Source organism: Salimicrobium flavidum, from assembly GCF_900156645.1.
GTDB lineage: Bacteria > Bacillota > Bacilli > Bacillales > Halobacillaceae > Salimicrobium > Salimicrobium flavidum.
Genome location: NZ_FTOC01000003.1, coordinates 289,593 through 305,349 on the forward strand (window position 1 = coordinate 289,593; position 15,757 = coordinate 305,349).

Consider the following 15,757-nt stretch of genomic DNA (forward strand, 5'->3'; position numbering starts at 1 on the left):
ATTTGTGAGAGAAGCAGTTATTGTGGCCGGTGCACGTACGCCGGTCGGCAAAGCAAAAAAAGGGACGTTAGCCAACAGTCGTCCTGACGATCTTGCGGCACTTACGATCAAAGAAACGCTGAAAAGAGCGGGGAACTACGACGGGCCGATTGATGACGTCATCATCGGATGTGCGATGCCGGAAGCGGAACAGGGCATGAACATGGCCCGGAACATAGCGGGGCTGGCCGGTCTGCATCATAAAGTACCGGCGATTACGATCAACCGCTACTGCTCCTCGGGGCTGCAGAGCATCGCCAACGCGGCGGAGAAAATCATGCTTGGTCACAGTGAAGCGGCGATTGCCGGCGGAGCTGAATCCATGAGTCTGATCCCGATGGGGGGGCACGTCATCAAGCCGAACGTGGAGCTCGTCGAGAATGCTCCCGGGTATTATATGTCCATGGGTCATACGGCGGAAGAAGTGGCCAACCGCTTCGGCATATCCCGTGAAGAACAGGACGCTTTTGCGGCTAGAAGTCATGAACGGGCAGCCAAAGCTTTACAGGAAGGAAAGTTCGATGACGAAATTGTTCCGGTCGAAGTGACGGAAGAGGTCGTCGGTCCTGATAATACAGTGAGAACCGTAACGCGTACGCTTGAACGTGATGAAGGAGTCCGTGCCGATACAACGACAGCTACCCTGGCGAAACTGAAGCCTGCTTTTCATGTGAAAGGATCCGTCACTGCGGGGAACTCTTCCCAAATGAGCGACGGGGCAGCTTCTGTACTGGTGATGGACAGAGAAAAAGCGGAAAAAGAAGGGCTTGAACCGCTTGCCAAATTCCATTCGTTCGCGGTAGCCGGTGTCGAACCGGAAATCATGGGTGTCGGACCGATTGAAGCGGTGCCGAAAGCGCTGAAGATGGCAGGGTTATCCCTTTCCGATATCGGTCTGTTTGAGCTCAACGAAGCATTCGCGTCCCAGTCTCTGAAGGTGATCCGTGAGCTCGGCCTTGATGAAGAGAAAGTGAATGTCAACGGCGGGGCGATCGCACTCGGGCATCCGCTCGGCTGTACGGGAACGAAATTGACGTTATCCCTGATTCATGAGATGAAACGGCGTGATGTAAAATATGGTGTCGTAACGATGTGTATCGGGGGCGGTATGGGTGCTGCCGGAGTATTCGAACTATTATCCTGAGGAGGAATCAGTATGAGTGATGTAAAAGATATTATTAAAGGCGGAAGTTTTCTCGTAGAAGATGTAGAGGCGGAAGATATCATCACGCCTGAGGATTTTTCTGATGAACATAAGATGATCGCGAAAACGACAGAAGACTTCATTGAAGGGGATGTCGTTCCGAAAATAGAAAAAATCGAGAACCATGAATTCGAACACTCCCTCGAACTGATGAAAAAGGCCGGAGAGCTTGGACTTCTCGGGGCAGATGTTCCGGAAGAATACGGAGGAATCCAGCTAGATAAGATCAGTTCTTCCCTGATTACGGAGAAATTCGCCCGAGCCGGAGGATTTTCCCTGACACACGGGGCCCACGTAGGAATAGGTTCGCTGCCGATCGTGTTTTTCGGTAACGAGGATCAGAAGCAGAAATATCTGCCGAAGCTGGCTACAGGAGAACTGCTCGCCGCCTACGCACTTACGGAGCCGGGCTCCGGATCCGATGCCCTTGGTGCGAAAACGTCGGCGAAACTGAACGAAGCTGGCACTCATTACGTGTTGAACGGGGAGAAACAGTGGATTACGAACTCGGCTTTTGCTGACGTGTTCATCGTTTATGCGAAAATCGATGGCGAGAAATTCACAGCATTCATCGTAGAGAGGTCTTTCCCGGGAGTATCCACGGGACCTGAAGAGAAGAAGATGGGGATCAAAGGGTCCTCCACGCGTACCCTCGTACTTGAAGATGCGGAAGTTCCGGTGGATAACGTCCTCGGTGAAATCGGCAAAGGGCACGTCATCGCTTTCAACATCCTGAACGTCGGCCGTTATAAGTTGGCGATCGGAAGCGTCGGAAGTGCCAAGCGCGCAATCGAACTTTCCATCAATTATGCGAAAGAACGTAAGCAGTTCCAGACACCGATCATGAGTTTCCCGCTCATCAAAGAAAAAGTGGCATCGGTATCTGCAAACACGTACGCGAATGAAAGTTCGGTCTACCGTACTGTAGGCTTATTCGAGCAGAGTATGGGCCGCTTGTCTGAAGAAGAGCTGAAAGACGGAAAAGCGGTAGCGAATGTCATCGCCGAGTACGCTATCGAATGCTCTCTCACGAAAGTGTTCGGTACGGAACTTCTGGATTTCGCTGTGGATGAAGCAGTACAGATCCATGGTGGGTACGGCTTCATGCAGGAGTATGAAGTGGAGCGGATGTATCGTGACTCACGCATCAACCGTATTTTCGAAGGGACGAATGAAATCAACCGTATGATCGTTCCTGGCAACCTCGTGAAGAAAGCGATGAAAGGCGAACTGCCTATCTTCGAAAAAGCGAAAAAACTCGAGGAAGAAATCATGACGATGATGCCTGAAGAACCGGGCGATGCTCCACTAGACCAGGAACTGTATCTTCTCAAAAATGCGAAGAAGATCGGTCTGCTCGCAGCCGGACTCGCTGCACAGAAATACGGAGAGAAGCTTGAGCAGGAACAGGAAGTGCTCGTGAACATCGCGGATATCACGGGAGAGATCTTCAATATGGAATCCGCCATTCTCCGTACGAAAAAAGCGATCGACAAAGACGGAGCCGAAAAACACAACCAGAAACTCCTTTACACGGAAGTGTTCGTGCAGGAAGCGTTCAATCGTATTGAAGCGCACGCGAAAGAAACGCTCATTGCAGCGGAAGACGGAGACAACCTTCGCATGATGCTCGGTGCTCTTCGTAAGCTTACACGCCATGACCCTATTAACGTCATCCAGAAAAAACGGGAAATTTCAAAAGGCCTGGAGAACGCAGGAAAATATTTCGTCTGACCGGAAAAAGGCTGCCCTTCTGTGGCAGCCTTTTATTTTCTAAGTGAATAAGGGTATGGTAATATAAATGTGATATCGTATTGTACAGAAGGGATTGAGATTCATGCTTACGTTTTACTGGTATCCGAAATGCGGAACATGCCGTAATGCCAAGAAGTGGCTGGATGAAAACAATGTGGAGTACGAGGCTGTACATATCGTGGACAACCCTCCCTCGAAGGATAAGTTACTTCACATGATGAAGGGTAGCGAATTACCTCCGAAACGTTTCTTCAACTCGAGTGGCAAAAAATACCGCGAACTGGGATTGAAGGACAGAATTGGAGACATGACGCTTGAAGAACAAGCGGAAGTGCTTGCTTCTGACGGAATGCTTATCAAACGTCCACTCGCTACAGACGGGGAAAACGTGACCGCAGGATTCAAAGAGGATGAATACAATAACAATTGGCTGTAATTACTTAACAGGAGGGATAGACAATGGAACTTCCGAAAGATTATTATTATTCCAAAGAACATGAATGGGTGAAAGAAGAAGGTGACAATCTTCGTATCGGAATCACGGAGTTTGCCCAGTCGGAGCTCGGGGACGTAGTTTTCGCCGAACTTCCGGAAGTCGGGGACGAAATCGAAGCGGATGAACCATTCGGAAGCGTAGAATCCGTAAAGACCGTATCCGAGCTTTATGCGCCTGTAAGCGGCAAAATCGTGGAAGTGAACGAGGACCTCGAAGACAGTCCGGAGCTTGTGAATGAATCTCCTTATGATAAAGCCTGGATGATCGTCATTGAACCGACAGACAAATCCGGTCTGCAAAGTCTGATGGATGCAGATATGTATCAGGCAATGATTTCTGAAGATGAATAATTGATGTAAACTTCGACAGGCCATGGATCCGCATGGTCTGTTTCTGTCAGAAGGTGTGAAAAGAATGAATGGAAATTCGATCATGATCGTGGAAGGAATCACGGACAAAAAGCATATATCGAAGATGCTCGATCAGGCTTTGGAAATCATCTGTACTCACGGAACACTCGGGGTAGAGCGGATGGAGGAGCTCATTCTCGATTATGAGCTGGATCACCGCCCCGTTTATATTCTCGTAGATGAAGACTATTCCGGATATAAGCTGCGTGAACAGTTCAAAGAGGAGCTTCCTCATGCCACGCACTTGTATATCAACAAAGCCTACAGGGAAGTAGCGGCCACGCCTGAACCGGAGCTGGCCCGGCTTCTTGCGAGCAATCGGTTTCACGTCAAGCCGATCTATATGATGTGAGGAGGTAAGTATGAAGGAAGTGAAAGAAAGGAAAGTCCTGCCGGAAGTAGGAAGAGGCTATGTATTCATTTACAGTCCTTTCTGTGGTACGTGTCATCTCGCCCGGGAAATGCTCGATATCATCGAGAAGATGAAAGAGGAAGATATTTTCTACGAAATGAATGCTTCCCTTTTCCCTGAATTCATGCAGGAGTATCAGGTGTCCAGTGTACCCTGCCTGCTCGTGTGGAAAGACGGGAAGATAGAGGAGAAAGTCTATGCTTTCGAATCGGTAACGAAGATATTCAATTTCATGAAAGAAAAAGAGAAGATATGACGAACCATCTGACCATTCGCTTCAAGGTGAGATGGTTTTTTGTTTTTGGCTATGTTATCGTTCCTAATTGATTTTATCTCTACGGGTGGAAGCTTGCCGTGGGCATGGCGAAAACTTCCCGTATCTCCCTCTGGTCGATATGGATGATTTTCCTTCCATGCTCATTCCGCAGGCGTCACCACCCTTCGTTCTGACATCAACAACAGGCTTTAACAGAACTTTGTTTTAATCTGAACAACACTCATAATGAAAAAACGTTGCGTTCGCCCGTGAATGTCGGCTGCGAACGCAACGAGTGGATTCTAAATGCTCAGACTGCTTCTCCGACAGCTTTCATGATTTCCATGAACGAAGCGTCATCCCCGAAATGGTGAAGAATCTCTCCATCTGGGGAGATGATTACCGTCGTCGGCACGCCGGTGCAGCCGAATCGATCATAGACGGCGGTACCATCATCTTCAAGGGTCGGCTGTGTCAGGAATTTCTCTTTATATGCTACAGCTGCCTCCCGTTCACCTTCACGACCGGCCACATTGATTGTCAGCATTTCTACGTCATTTGTGTTCAAGGAAGAGAAAAGTTGCTCTTTCTTAGGCATATCCACTGCTGAATCGGGACACCAGGAGGTCCAGAATGTCAGGATAATGAGTTTCCCCGGCTTCTCCGGGAGAGTATAGCTATCATTTTCGGTCAAATATGGTAGGGTGAATACAGGTGCTTTCATGGTTATCGGTTCCTTTCTGAATGTAATTCTGAAAAAATCGTAACATATGGATTCATTTTATTGAAGTTTATTGACATCTCTACATTACAGTGCTAAAATCCATCATATCGCTTTAAAAAAGAATAAACGAATATCTCTTATCCAGAGAGGTGGAGGGACTGGCCCTATGAAACCCGGCAACCGTTAAACATTTTTGTTTAAAATGGTGCCAAATCCTACAGAGCATTCGGCTCTGATAGATGAGAGAACAGAATCGATTATTGATACGAACCTTTCTGTTCTCACAACAGGGAGGTTTTTTGTGTATTCAATAGGCGTAAGTAAGTCGTAAGAGGCGGTCGTATAATCAAAACCGCCATTCTTGCAGTCATCAGGAGGAAAAACTATGATTTCGATCAAAGGTCTGTCCAAAGTTTTCAAAACGAAAGATCAGGATGTACAGGCCGTCGATAATCTGGATGCCGTCATCGAATCCGGAGAAATCTTCGGTGTCATCGGCTACAGCGGGGCCGGTAAAAGTACATTCATTCGCCTGCTGAATCGTCTGGAAGACCCGAGCGGGGGGACGATCGACATCGACAATCAGGAGATCTCCTCCTTGTCGAAAAAAGAACTCCGCCTGGCTCGCCAGGAGATGGGGATGATCTTCCAGCATTTCAATCTGTTGTGGTCCCGAACCGTCGAGGAAAACATTGCGTTTCCTCTCGAAATTGCCGGGATGCCGAAAGAAGAAAGGAAAAAACGTGTCGATGAGCTGATCGAACTCGTAGGGCTCACCGGCCGAGGGAGTTCCTACCCTTCCCAGTTGAGCGGGGGACAGAAGCAGCGTGTAGGTATCGCAAGATCTCTTGCGAACCGCCCGAAAGTGCTTCTGTGTGATGAAGCGACTTCCGCTCTCGACCCTGAGACGACGGATTCGATTCTCGATCTGCTTGTCGATATCAACGCCAAGCTCGGTCTTACCATCGTACTCATCACTCACGAGATGCACGTCATCCGTAAGATCTGTCACCGGGTAGCCGTGATGGAAGGCGGTCGGATTGTCGAGGAGGGGGATGTTCTCGATGTCTTCCTGAGACCTCAGGAGAAAGTAACGAAGCGCTTCGTTGATCAGGTGATGGGGGACCCGGACAGGGAAGATTCACTGAACCTCATCAAGGAAAAATATCCGGTCGGTGAAGTGGCGCAGTTCCACTTCGTCGGCGAACGCACCCACCAGGCATTGATCAGTGAAGTGTCCCGGAAGTTCCAGGTGGATGTCAACGTACTGCACGGCAAAATCACCCAGACCCAAAAGGGAGCCTACGGGACCCTCATCGTTCATCTGGAAGGGGAAAAGGAAGAAATCGACCGTGCGCTCGAATTTGTGAAAGAAACGTCCGTAGAAGTGGAGGTGGCGCCAAATGTTTGAACAGTTATTTCCGAACGTCCGGGTAGAGGACATGATTACAGCTACAAATGAGACGCTCTTCATGACGTTCTTCTCGGTGCTTGGAACCTTCATTTTCGGATTGATATTAGGACTGCTTCTTTATCTGACAGGACCCGGGGGGATTTGGCAGAATAAAATTGCGAACTGGATCACGGCTTCCTTAGTGAACGTGTTCCGTGCCATTCCTTTTATTATTCTTATCTTATTATTGTTCCCTTTCACAGATTTTCTGGTAGGAACGATACGAGGACCGGAAGCGGCACTTCCGGCACTGATCATCGGTGGGGCACCGTTCTATGCCCGGCTTGTAGAAATAGCACTTAAAGAGGTGGATAAAGGCGTCATCGAAGCTGCCAAAGCGATGGGGGCAAAATATCGTACGATCATATTCAAGGTATTGCTTCCTGAATCAACACCGGCGCTTATCTCAGGGCTTACTGTGACCGCGATTGCGTTGATCAGTTATACAGCGGTAGCCGGAGTCATCGGTGCAGGCGGACTCGGAGATTTCGCTTACTTTTACGGATTCCAGCGATCCAACTTCGACGTCGTATTCATGTGCACCGTGCTTATTGTGATCATTGTGTTTATTTTCCAATTCATCGGGGACTTCGCTTCCCGCAAATTGGATAAAAGATAAAAATTTATTGTAAAAAAGGAGAAATTAACATGAGAAAGTTTTTGCTGACATTAGCTACGATCGCACTTATTACACTACTCGCGGCTTGCGGGTCTTCTGAAGAGGGTTCTTCTTCGGAAGATAGCGATTCAGACTCCGGTGATTCTGGTGGGGAAGCTAGCGAAGAAACATCCGAAATCACTGTCGGTGCAACCAGCGTGCCGCACGCAGAAATATTGACGGAAGCTCAGCCGCTTCTTGAAGAAGAAGGCATCACCCTTAACATTGAAGAATACCAGGATTATGTATTACCAAACCGTGATCTATCGGAAGGTACTATCGATGCCAACTACTTCCAGCACATTCCTTATTTGAATAATCAAATGGAGGAAAATGGATATGACTTTGCCAATCTTGGAGGTATTCACATCGAACCGATGGGTATCTATTCCAAAGGGATCGAAAGCATCGAAGACGTCGAAGAAGGTACAACTGTATTGATGAGTCGTTCTGTGTCCGACCATGGCCGTATCCTTTCTCTACTTCAGGATGAAGGGCTTATAGAAATTGATCCGGAGGTGGATCCAGTAGACGCTCAGCTTGAAGACGTAGTGGAAAACCCGAAAAATCTTGAGTTCGATGCAGGTATCGAAGCAGCTCTACTTCCGGAGAACTACGAACGTGAAGAAAACGCTCTTGTTGCAATCAACACAAACTATGCTATCCAGGCAGGTCTGAGTCCGAGTGAAGATTCCCTTATTCTCGAAGAAACCGACTCTCCTTATGCAAACGTGATTGCAACGCAAAGTGAAAATGAAGATAACGAAGCATTGAATACACTTGTAGAAGTGCTTCGCTCCGATGAAATCCAGACATTTATGGAAGAACAATACGAAGGAGCTGTCGTGCCGGTTGATGGACAGGACAGTGAATAATTTGAAAAAAGCACTCATCCCGATAACGGGATGAGTGCTTTTTTCATGTTTCAACGAAAAATAGAGGGGAAATATGCAATTACAGACAATGAAGGAGCATAAGGAAGGAAGAAGGATTAATTATATCAATGTGATATTTGAGCATGTACAGAAGTGAATAACTATAAATAATGCTGAATAATCATTGAATTTACGCTTTTGTTTTCTTTTTCATTTGTGCTATTCTTATAATTGTAAATTTTCTGAAAGGGTGGATTTATTATTAGTGACAATTTGGGTTTAAACTACACGACTGAAATGGAAAAAGGAATGTTTCAGGCGCATGACATCGGTTTCGAGGAATATGGAAGAAAGTTGGATACCCAGATTAATGTAGAGAAGAAACGTAATCAGGAATATGAGAAAAGCAAGAAAATACATTCTGAAATGGAACGACTACTCCATAGATGATGAGTAATACCACCTCTCCCTTGCAGGAGGGTGTATGGAAATAAAAACGTAAGCGCCCGTATAGCCATGGACGCACGAATTGAAAGAAATCCGGCGGAAGAGACGATTTTTCTTCCCGCCGGATTTCTTTTTGTTTTCTTATCCGTGAAGGCTCCAAGGTGGCCAGTGCAGCTCCTCAGTCACAGGAGATTTTCAATTCGGTCATTTCCTATCAATAAGAAAGGTGGATGGCTTTAGTATGCTACCTGTTATTTGTTATAATAGAAAGTGGTGCAAACGGTAGTGAGACAGGAAGGAAAAAGTTGATATCAGCTTTGAAATGATTTAAGATTGTAATGAGAATAAATTGAGAATGGTTTTAAATCAGCGAACCATGCACCCAATAATTAATTACAATACACAGGAGGTATTATACATGGCAGGATCAACACTTGAAATCAAAGATCTTCATGTCGAAATCGAAGGTCTCGAAATTCTAAAAGGTGTCAACCTAACGATCAACGGTGGAGAATTCCACGCAGTAATGGGACCGAACGGAACAGGTAAATCTACACTGGCTTCTGCGGTTATGGGACACCCTAAGTATGAAGTAACACAAGGGGAGATACTCCTCGACGGGGAAAACGTTCTTGAAATGGAAGTAGACGAACGTGCGCAGGCAGGTTTGTTCCTCGCTATGCAATATCCGAGTGAAATCAGCGGTGTCACGAACTCCGATTTCCTCCGTTCCGCTATCAACTCCCGTCGTGAAGAAGGCGACGAAATTTCTCTTATGAAGTTCATCAAACAGATGGACGCTAAGATGGATACGCTTGATATCGATAAAAACATGGCTCAGCGTTATCTTAACGAAGGGTTCTCCGGTGGCGAGAAGAAACGTAACGAAATCCTTCAGCTGATGAATATCGAGCCATCAATCGCCATCCTTGACGAAATCGACTCCGGTCTTGATATCGACGCTTTGAAAGTAGTTGCAAAAGGCATCAACGAAATGCGCGATGACAAATTCGGTTGCCTGATCATTACTCACTATCAGCGTCTTCTGAACTATATCACTCCGGACCAGGTCCACGTGATGATGCAGGGACGTATCGTGAAAACAGGCGGACCTGAACTGGCTCAGCGCCTCGAAGAAGAAGGCTATGACTGGATCAAAGAAGAGCTTGGAATCGAAGACGAAACAATCGGCGCTAAATAATCGAAGGTTAGGAGGGATCTCATGGCTGTAGAAGTTTCATTGCCATATGACAAGCAATACGTCACAGAATATTCTAATAAACACAATGAACCGGCCTGGATGAAAGAGCTCCGCTTGTCGGCGCTCGAAAAATCGGAATCACTTCCGATGCCAAAACCGGATAAAACAAATATAGAGAAGTGGAATTTCACTGAATTTTCCCATGATGTGGAAGGATCGATCATCGATTCACTTGATAATCTTCCACCGGAAATCCAGGATTTCCTCGATCAGGAGAAGAAACCGGAAAACCTCCTGATTCAGCACAACCATACAGCTGCTTATTCCGCACTCAACAAAGAGCTTGAAGATAAAGGCGTCATTTTCACGGATATCCACACAGCACTTCGTGATCATGCCGATCTTGTAAAAGAGTATTACATGACAGAAGCGGTAGCGGTGGATGAACACCGTCTTACAGCTCTTCATGCAGCTCTTATGAACAGCGGTGTTTTCCTATACGTTCCAAAAGACGTAACGATTGAACAACCGCTGCAATCGATCTTCTGGCAGGACGATGATCGTGCTTCACTCATCAATCACGTCCTCGTCGTAGCAGAACAGAACAGCTCCGTCACTTACGTGGAGAACTATATCTCCCACAACACGGAAGCTCAGACTTCTGCGAACATCGTTACGGAAGTCATCGCTAAAGACAACGCGAAAGTATCTTTCGGTGCTGTCGATAACTTTGCAGCCGGTACGACTGTTTATTCCAACCGTCGTGGTATGGCTGGCCGTGACGCCCGTATCGAGTGGGCACTCGGACAGATGAACGAAGGGAATACAGCTGCCGAGAACATCACTCATCTGGTCGGCGATAACTCGGAAGGCGATGCGAAAATGGTCGTTGTCGGACGCGGCAGCCAGAAGCAGAACTTCACGACGAACATCCGTCATTTCGGTAAAGAATCCGACGGCTATATCCTCCAGCACGGCGTGATGAAGGATAAATCCTCCGGTATTTTCAACGGCATCGGGAAAATCGACCGCGGCGCTACGAAGTCGAACGCGGAACAGGAATCCCGTGTTCTTATGCTTAGTAAAGATGCTCGCGGAGACGCGAACCCGATTCTGCTTATCGATGAAGATGATGTAACGGCAGGACACGCCGCTTCTGTAGGTCGTGTGGACCCGGTTCAGCTTTACTACATGATGAGCCGTGGTATTCCGAAGAAAGAAGCGGAGCGTCTGATCATTCACGGTTTCCTTGCACCGGTCGTGAACCAGCTTCCGGTAGAGGCAGTGAAAAATCAGCTTCGTCAGGTAATCGAAAGGAAAGTGAATTAATGGATATAAAAGCGGTGCGTGATGCTTTTCCAATCCTTCATCAGGACGTGAACGGTCATCCGCTGGTGTATCTTGACTCGTCGGCGACGTCACAGACACCAACGCCCGTCATCGACAAGATCGATGACTACTATAAACGATACAATTCCAACGTCCACCGCGGCGTTCATACCCTCGGCTCGGTAGCTACAGATGAATATGAAGGAGCCCGGGATAAAGTCCGCTCCTTCATCAATGCGTCCAACACGAAAGAAATCATTTTCAATCGTGGGACGACGACAGGCATCAACACAGTAGCCGAGAGCTATGGTATGGATCATGTGGGAGAGGGTGACGAAATCGTCATCACTCAGATGGAACACCACAGTAACCTTATCCCGTGGCAGCAGCTTGCCAAGCGGAAAAAGGCGACGCTCAAGTATATTCCGATGCAGGAAGATGGAACGCTTGCTATGAGTGACGTAAAAGAGACGATTACCGATAAGACGAAAATCGTTGCGGTAACCCACGTCTCCAACGTCCTCGGGACTATCAACCCGATCAAAGAAATTGCGGAAGTGTCGCACGAAAAAGGCGCAGTCCTGGTCGTCGACGGTGCTCAAAGTGCCCCTCACATCAAAATTGATGTGCAGGACCTTGATTGCGACTTCTTCGCTTTCTCCGGTCACAAAATGTGTGGACCTACCGGAATAGGGGTATTGTACGGTAAGAAGGAATTGCTCGAGAATATGGAACCGGTGGAATTCGGCGGGGAAATGATCGACTTCGTGAACCTGTACGATTCCACCTGGAAAGAACTGCCGTGGAAATTCGAAGGCGGTACACCGATTATCGCTGGTGCGATCGGTCTCGGTGCGGCTATCGATTATCTCCAGAACTTAAGTATGGAGGAAGTCGAGAAGCACGAAGAAGAGCTGATCGAATACGCGCTGGAGAAGCTTGATGCAATCGACGGTGTCACCGTTTACGGACCGAGGGAACGCGCCGGTCTTGTTACATTCAACGTAGACGGTGTGCATCCCCATGATTTGGCGACAGTTCTTGACGCAGAAGGAATTGCCGTGAGAGCCGGTCACCATTGCGCCCAGCCGCTCATGAAGTGGCTCGGGGTCAATGCGACAGCCAGAGCGAGTTTCTATTTGTATAATACGACGGATGAGATAGACAGTTTTGTCGAAGGACTACAAAAAACAAAGGAGTATTTTGGCGATGTCATTTAACAATCTCGATACACTTTATCGCCAAGTCATCATGGATCACTACAAAAACCCCCGCAACAAGGGCTCGCTCGAAGGGGACCATTTAGCCATCGATATGAACAACCCGACATGCGGGGACAGGATCCAACTTCAGCTCAAAATTGAAGATGGAGTAGTAGAGGATGCCAAGTTCGACGGAGAAGGCTGCTCGATCAGCCTTTCCTCCGCTTCTATGATGACCCAGGCAGTACAAGGGAAAACGGTGGAAGAAGCATTAGAGATGTCGAAACTGTTTTCAGCAATGATGCAAGGGGAAGAGGTTGACCCGGAAAAATTCGATTTAGAAGATATCGAAGCGCTTCAGGGAGTTTCCCAGTTCCCGGCTCGTATCAAATGCGCCACTCTTTCGTGGAAAGCGATGGAGCAAGGCGTCGATCAGTCGGAAGAAGCGTAAGTCGATGGGTTAATAAATAAGGAGGTATGTAACATGGCTAAGAAAGCTCCAGAAATGGAAGATTATAAATATGGCTTTCACGATAAGGACGTATCCGTTTACCGTACCGAAAAAGGTCTTACAGAGCAGGTTGTAAAAGATATTTCCGCACGTAAGAATGAGCCTGAGTGGATGCTTAACTACCGCTTGAAGTCTCTTGAAGTGTTCTATAAGAAACCGATGCCTCAGTGGGGCGGCGACTTGTCCGAACTTAACTTCGACGACATTACGTATTACGTGAAGCCTTCTGAGAATACAGAGCGTTCCTGGGATGAAGTTCCACAGGAGATCAAAGACACCTTCGATCGTCTCGGTATTCCGGAAGCAGAGCAGCAATATCTTGCCGGTGTATCCGCACAGTACGAATCCGAAGTTGTCTATCACAACATGCAGGAAGACCTCGAGAACCTCGGTGTCATTTTCAAAGACTCCGATACAGCGCTTCGTGAGAACGAAGATCTGTTCCGCCAGTATTTCGCAAAATCGATTCCGAACTCCGACAACAAGTTCGCGGCATTGAACTCGGCAGTATGGTCCGGCGGTTCATTCATCTATGTACCGAAGAATACAAAAGTGGACACACCGCTTCAGGCCTATTTCCGTATCAACTCCGAGAACATGGGTCAGTTCGAGCGTACACTGATCATTGCGGATGAAGGATCTTCCGTACACTACGTGGAAGGTTGTACTGCACCGACGTACTCTTCCAGTTCCCTGCACAGTGCGGTCGTTGAAATCTTTGTCAAAAAAGATGCGTACTGCCGTTATACAACGATCCAGAACTGGGCGAACAACGTCTACAACCTGGTAACAAAACGTGCCGTAGCTGAAGAGAACGCATCGATGGAATGGGTAGACGGGAACCTCGGTTCCAAACTTACCATGAAGTATCCATCTGTTCTTCTAACTGGTGAAGGTGCACGTGGTCATACACTATCCATCGCTCTTGCCGGCGCAGGCCAGCACCAGGATGCCGGTGCGAAAATGCACCACCTGGCACCGAACACGTCCTCGAGTATCGTTTCCAAGTCCATCTCCAAAAACGGTGGTAAGGTAACGTACCGTGGTATTGTACAGTTCGGTAAGAAAGCGGACGGCGCCCGCTCGAACATCGAGTGTGACACGCTGATCATGGATAACGAATCCACATCCGATACGATTCCGTACAACGAAATCATGAACGAAAACATCTCTCTCGAGCACGAAGCGAAAGTTTCGAAAGTCTCCGAAGAGCAGTTGTTCTATCTCATGAGTCGTGGTCTTTCCGAAGAAGAAGCGACAGAAATGATCGTAATGGGCTTCATCGAGCCATTCACAAAAGAACTTCCAATGGAATATGCGGTAGAAATGAACCGTCTTATCAAATTCGAGATGGAAGGTTCTATCGGTTAAGTTGTAATACTTTCATCTATAGCGGAGTTGGGCTACATTTGCCTGACTCCGCTATTTTTTTATTCGGTAAAATTACTGTGAATATATCATGAAGCATTTTGGCTCTCCCTAATCAAGTGTGCTTGACATTGAAAAAAGCAGAATCTTCCTCTAATGTTTAAGGTGACGAAACCAAAACATCGATAGAGAGGAAGATCTGCTTGTACAAACAGTTTACTACAGATATCCTGCACCTACCAACCTTTACGTTGAATGATGAGGGAGAACGCGTGGAAGATGGCTGGGTTCTTGGCGTCGAGCCGGGGCTGCAGAGTCATCTCTGCCCGTTGTGTTTCCAAGAGAGCATCAATCATGCCAGAAACAAGCATCGCATCCTGCGTCATGCCTCGATTTCCACCCAGGAAACCATCTATATCCGTGTCCCTGTCCATCGTCAGCGTTGTGAAGACTGCGGCATCACCTGGACGGTCGAATGGCCGGAGATCCCGGTGCGTGGGAACGTGACGGTCCATTTCAAACAGATGATTGCCAAGAGAGGCATCGGTCAGTCCTTCGAGGCGGTGGCCCGGGAAATGGCTGTGCCGCCGTCGACCGTCGCTTCCTGGTTCTACACCTATGCGGAAGAAACGCTGGCCCGGCCGTCGGATTACGAAGCACCTCAAGCATTATGTATGGACGAATTTGCCCACAAACGGGGGCACAGCTACAGTGTCGCTCTTCAGGACGCCCATACCGGCCACGTGTGGCAGACGCACCCTGGCAAGAGCCGGGCATGTATTCAGGAAGGGCTGCGCCGGTATCCGTTCCAGGCTCCGGAAGTGATCGTTACCGACCTGGCTCCCGGCATGGCACAGACCGTCCACGAGATATGGCCGGAGACAGCCATCGTCGTTGATAAGTTTCATGTGATCCAGCTGTTCACTCAAGCCCTGGATCGTGCGAGGAAGCTGGAGGGGAACAACGGGACCAGCCACAAGAACATCAGGCATCAACGCAGGCTTTTGATGTCCCATCCCAAGCACCTGAAGAAAGAGGAAAAAGAGAATCTCCGCATCTGGCTTGGAGAGAATCCTGAATTGAAAAAGCAGTGGGTGGCGCTTCAGAAGTTCCGGGACGTATATCGTGCCAAAAGCTACAAGAAAGCGCAAAAAGCTCTCGAAGACTGGTGCAGCCACTATCTTTTCGAGGGAGCGAACGCAACGAAATCCATAGCGAAAACCACTCTGAAATGGAAACAGGAAATCCTGAATCACTTCATCTACCAGCTGACGAACGCCAGACTCGAAGGTACGAATAACCTGATCAAAACACTGAAACGTCGCAGTTATGGATGCCCAAATATGTATCATTTCGACCTCCGGATCCGTATGGAGTGTCGTCCTCCAGCTTAGAAATATAAAGGAATCATACGTTA

General features: G+C 47.9%; 16 protein-coding genes and 1 riboswitch. Of the genes, 15 read left to right on the forward strand and 1 reads right to left on the reverse strand.

Going from position 1 to position 15,757, the window contains the following annotated elements:
- The first annotated feature begins 4 nt into the window (after positions 1-4).
- The 6 genes from BW944_RS06395 to BW944_RS06420 all read left to right on the forward strand — a co-directional run bounded on the left by BW944_RS06395 (position 5) and on the right by BW944_RS06420 (position 4,572).
- On the forward strand, positions 5-1,183 hold the full coding sequence (locus tag BW944_RS06395) for an acetyl-CoA C-acetyltransferase (RefSeq protein WP_076557879.1): 1,179 nt from the start codon (positions 5-7) through the stop codon (positions 1,181-1,183).
- A 12-nt stretch (positions 1,184-1,195) separates the two neighbouring features.
- Positions 1,196-2,977: an acyl-CoA dehydrogenase family protein gene (locus BW944_RS06400; protein ID WP_076557882.1), complete on the forward strand. Its 1,782-nt coding sequence runs from the start codon at positions 1,196-1,198 to the stop codon at positions 2,975-2,977.
- Between the two features lie 103 nt (positions 2,978-3,080).
- Positions 3,081-3,434: an arsenate reductase family protein gene (locus tag BW944_RS06405; RefSeq protein ID WP_076557884.1), complete on the forward strand. Its 354-nt coding sequence runs from the start codon at positions 3,081-3,083 to the stop codon at positions 3,432-3,434.
- 23 nt (positions 3,435-3,457) lie between these two features.
- Positions 3,458-3,844 (forward strand): glycine cleavage system protein GcvH, encoded by a 387-nt coding sequence (gcvH, locus tag BW944_RS06410; RefSeq protein WP_076557887.1) that lies wholly within the window; start codon positions 3,458-3,460, stop codon positions 3,842-3,844.
- Between the two features lie 64 nt (positions 3,845-3,908).
- Entirely contained in the window at positions 3,909-4,256 is a 348-nt protein-coding gene (locus tag BW944_RS06415; RefSeq protein WP_076557890.1) for a toprim domain-containing protein, read from the forward strand.
- Positions 4,257-4,266: 10 nt separating this feature from the next.
- Positions 4,267-4,572, forward strand: coding sequence for a thioredoxin family protein (locus BW944_RS06420; protein WP_076557893.1), 306 nt, complete (start codon positions 4,267-4,269; stop codon positions 4,570-4,572).
- A 310-nt stretch (positions 4,573-4,882) separates the two neighbouring features.
- Here the strand turns inward: BW944_RS06420 and BW944_RS06425 are convergent, their stop codons facing one another.
- Entirely contained in the window at positions 4,883-5,296 is a 414-nt protein-coding gene (locus BW944_RS06425; RefSeq protein WP_076557895.1) for a TlpA family protein disulfide reductase, read from the reverse strand.
- 134 nt (positions 5,297-5,430) lie between these two features.
- Positions 5,431-5,542: riboswitch (SAM riboswitch) on the forward strand.
- A 139-nt stretch (positions 5,543-5,681) separates the two neighbouring features.
- Here BW944_RS06425 and BW944_RS06430 point away from each other — a divergent pair.
- From BW944_RS06430 to BW944_RS06475, 9 genes are all read left to right on the forward strand, one after another.
- Complete coding sequence (locus BW944_RS06430) at positions 5,682-6,707, forward strand: methionine ABC transporter ATP-binding protein (RefSeq protein WP_076557897.1); 1,026 nt, start codon at positions 5,682-5,684, stop codon at positions 6,705-6,707.
- Positions 6,700-7,368, forward strand: a complete 669-nt coding sequence (locus BW944_RS06435; RefSeq protein WP_076557899.1) for a methionine ABC transporter permease — start codon at positions 6,700-6,702, stop codon at positions 7,366-7,368. Before BW944_RS06430 ends, BW944_RS06435 begins: the two co-directional genes overlap by 8 nt.
- A 29-nt stretch (positions 7,369-7,397) precedes the next feature.
- A complete protein-coding gene (locus tag BW944_RS06440; protein ID WP_076557901.1) occupies positions 7,398-8,282 on the forward strand; it encodes a MetQ/NlpA family ABC transporter substrate-binding protein in 885 nt (294 codons plus the stop codon).
- Between the two features lie 865 nt (positions 8,283-9,147).
- The gene (gene sufC / locus BW944_RS06450; protein ID WP_076557905.1) at positions 9,148-9,930 is read left to right on the forward strand and encodes a Fe-S cluster assembly ATPase SufC; all 783 of its coding nucleotides are present in this window, start codon (positions 9,148-9,150) and stop codon (positions 9,928-9,930) included.
- A 21-nt stretch (positions 9,931-9,951) separates the two neighbouring features.
- Complete coding sequence (sufD, locus tag BW944_RS06455; RefSeq protein ID WP_076557907.1) at positions 9,952-11,259, forward strand: Fe-S cluster assembly protein SufD; 1,308 nt, start codon at positions 9,952-9,954, stop codon at positions 11,257-11,259.
- On the forward strand, positions 11,259-12,479 hold the full coding sequence (locus BW944_RS06460) for a cysteine desulfurase (RefSeq protein WP_076557909.1): 1,221 nt from the start codon (positions 11,259-11,261) through the stop codon (positions 12,477-12,479). Before sufD ends, BW944_RS06460 begins: the two co-directional genes overlap by 1 nt.
- On the forward strand, positions 12,469-12,912 hold the full coding sequence (gene sufU / locus BW944_RS06465) for a Fe-S cluster assembly sulfur transfer protein SufU (RefSeq protein ID WP_076557911.1): 444 nt from the start codon (positions 12,469-12,471) through the stop codon (positions 12,910-12,912). The genes BW944_RS06460 and sufU overlap by 11 nt, the downstream gene beginning before the upstream one ends.
- A 33-nt stretch (positions 12,913-12,945) precedes the next feature.
- Positions 12,946-14,343, forward strand: coding sequence for a Fe-S cluster assembly protein SufB (gene sufB, locus BW944_RS06470; RefSeq protein ID WP_076557913.1), 1,398 nt, complete (start codon positions 12,946-12,948; stop codon positions 14,341-14,343).
- Between the two features lie 200 nt (positions 14,344-14,543).
- Positions 14,544-15,734 (forward strand): ISL3 family transposase, encoded by a 1,191-nt coding sequence (locus tag BW944_RS06475; RefSeq protein ID WP_076557914.1) that lies wholly within the window; start codon positions 14,544-14,546, stop codon positions 15,732-15,734.
- Positions 15,735-15,757: the final 23 nt, after the last annotated feature.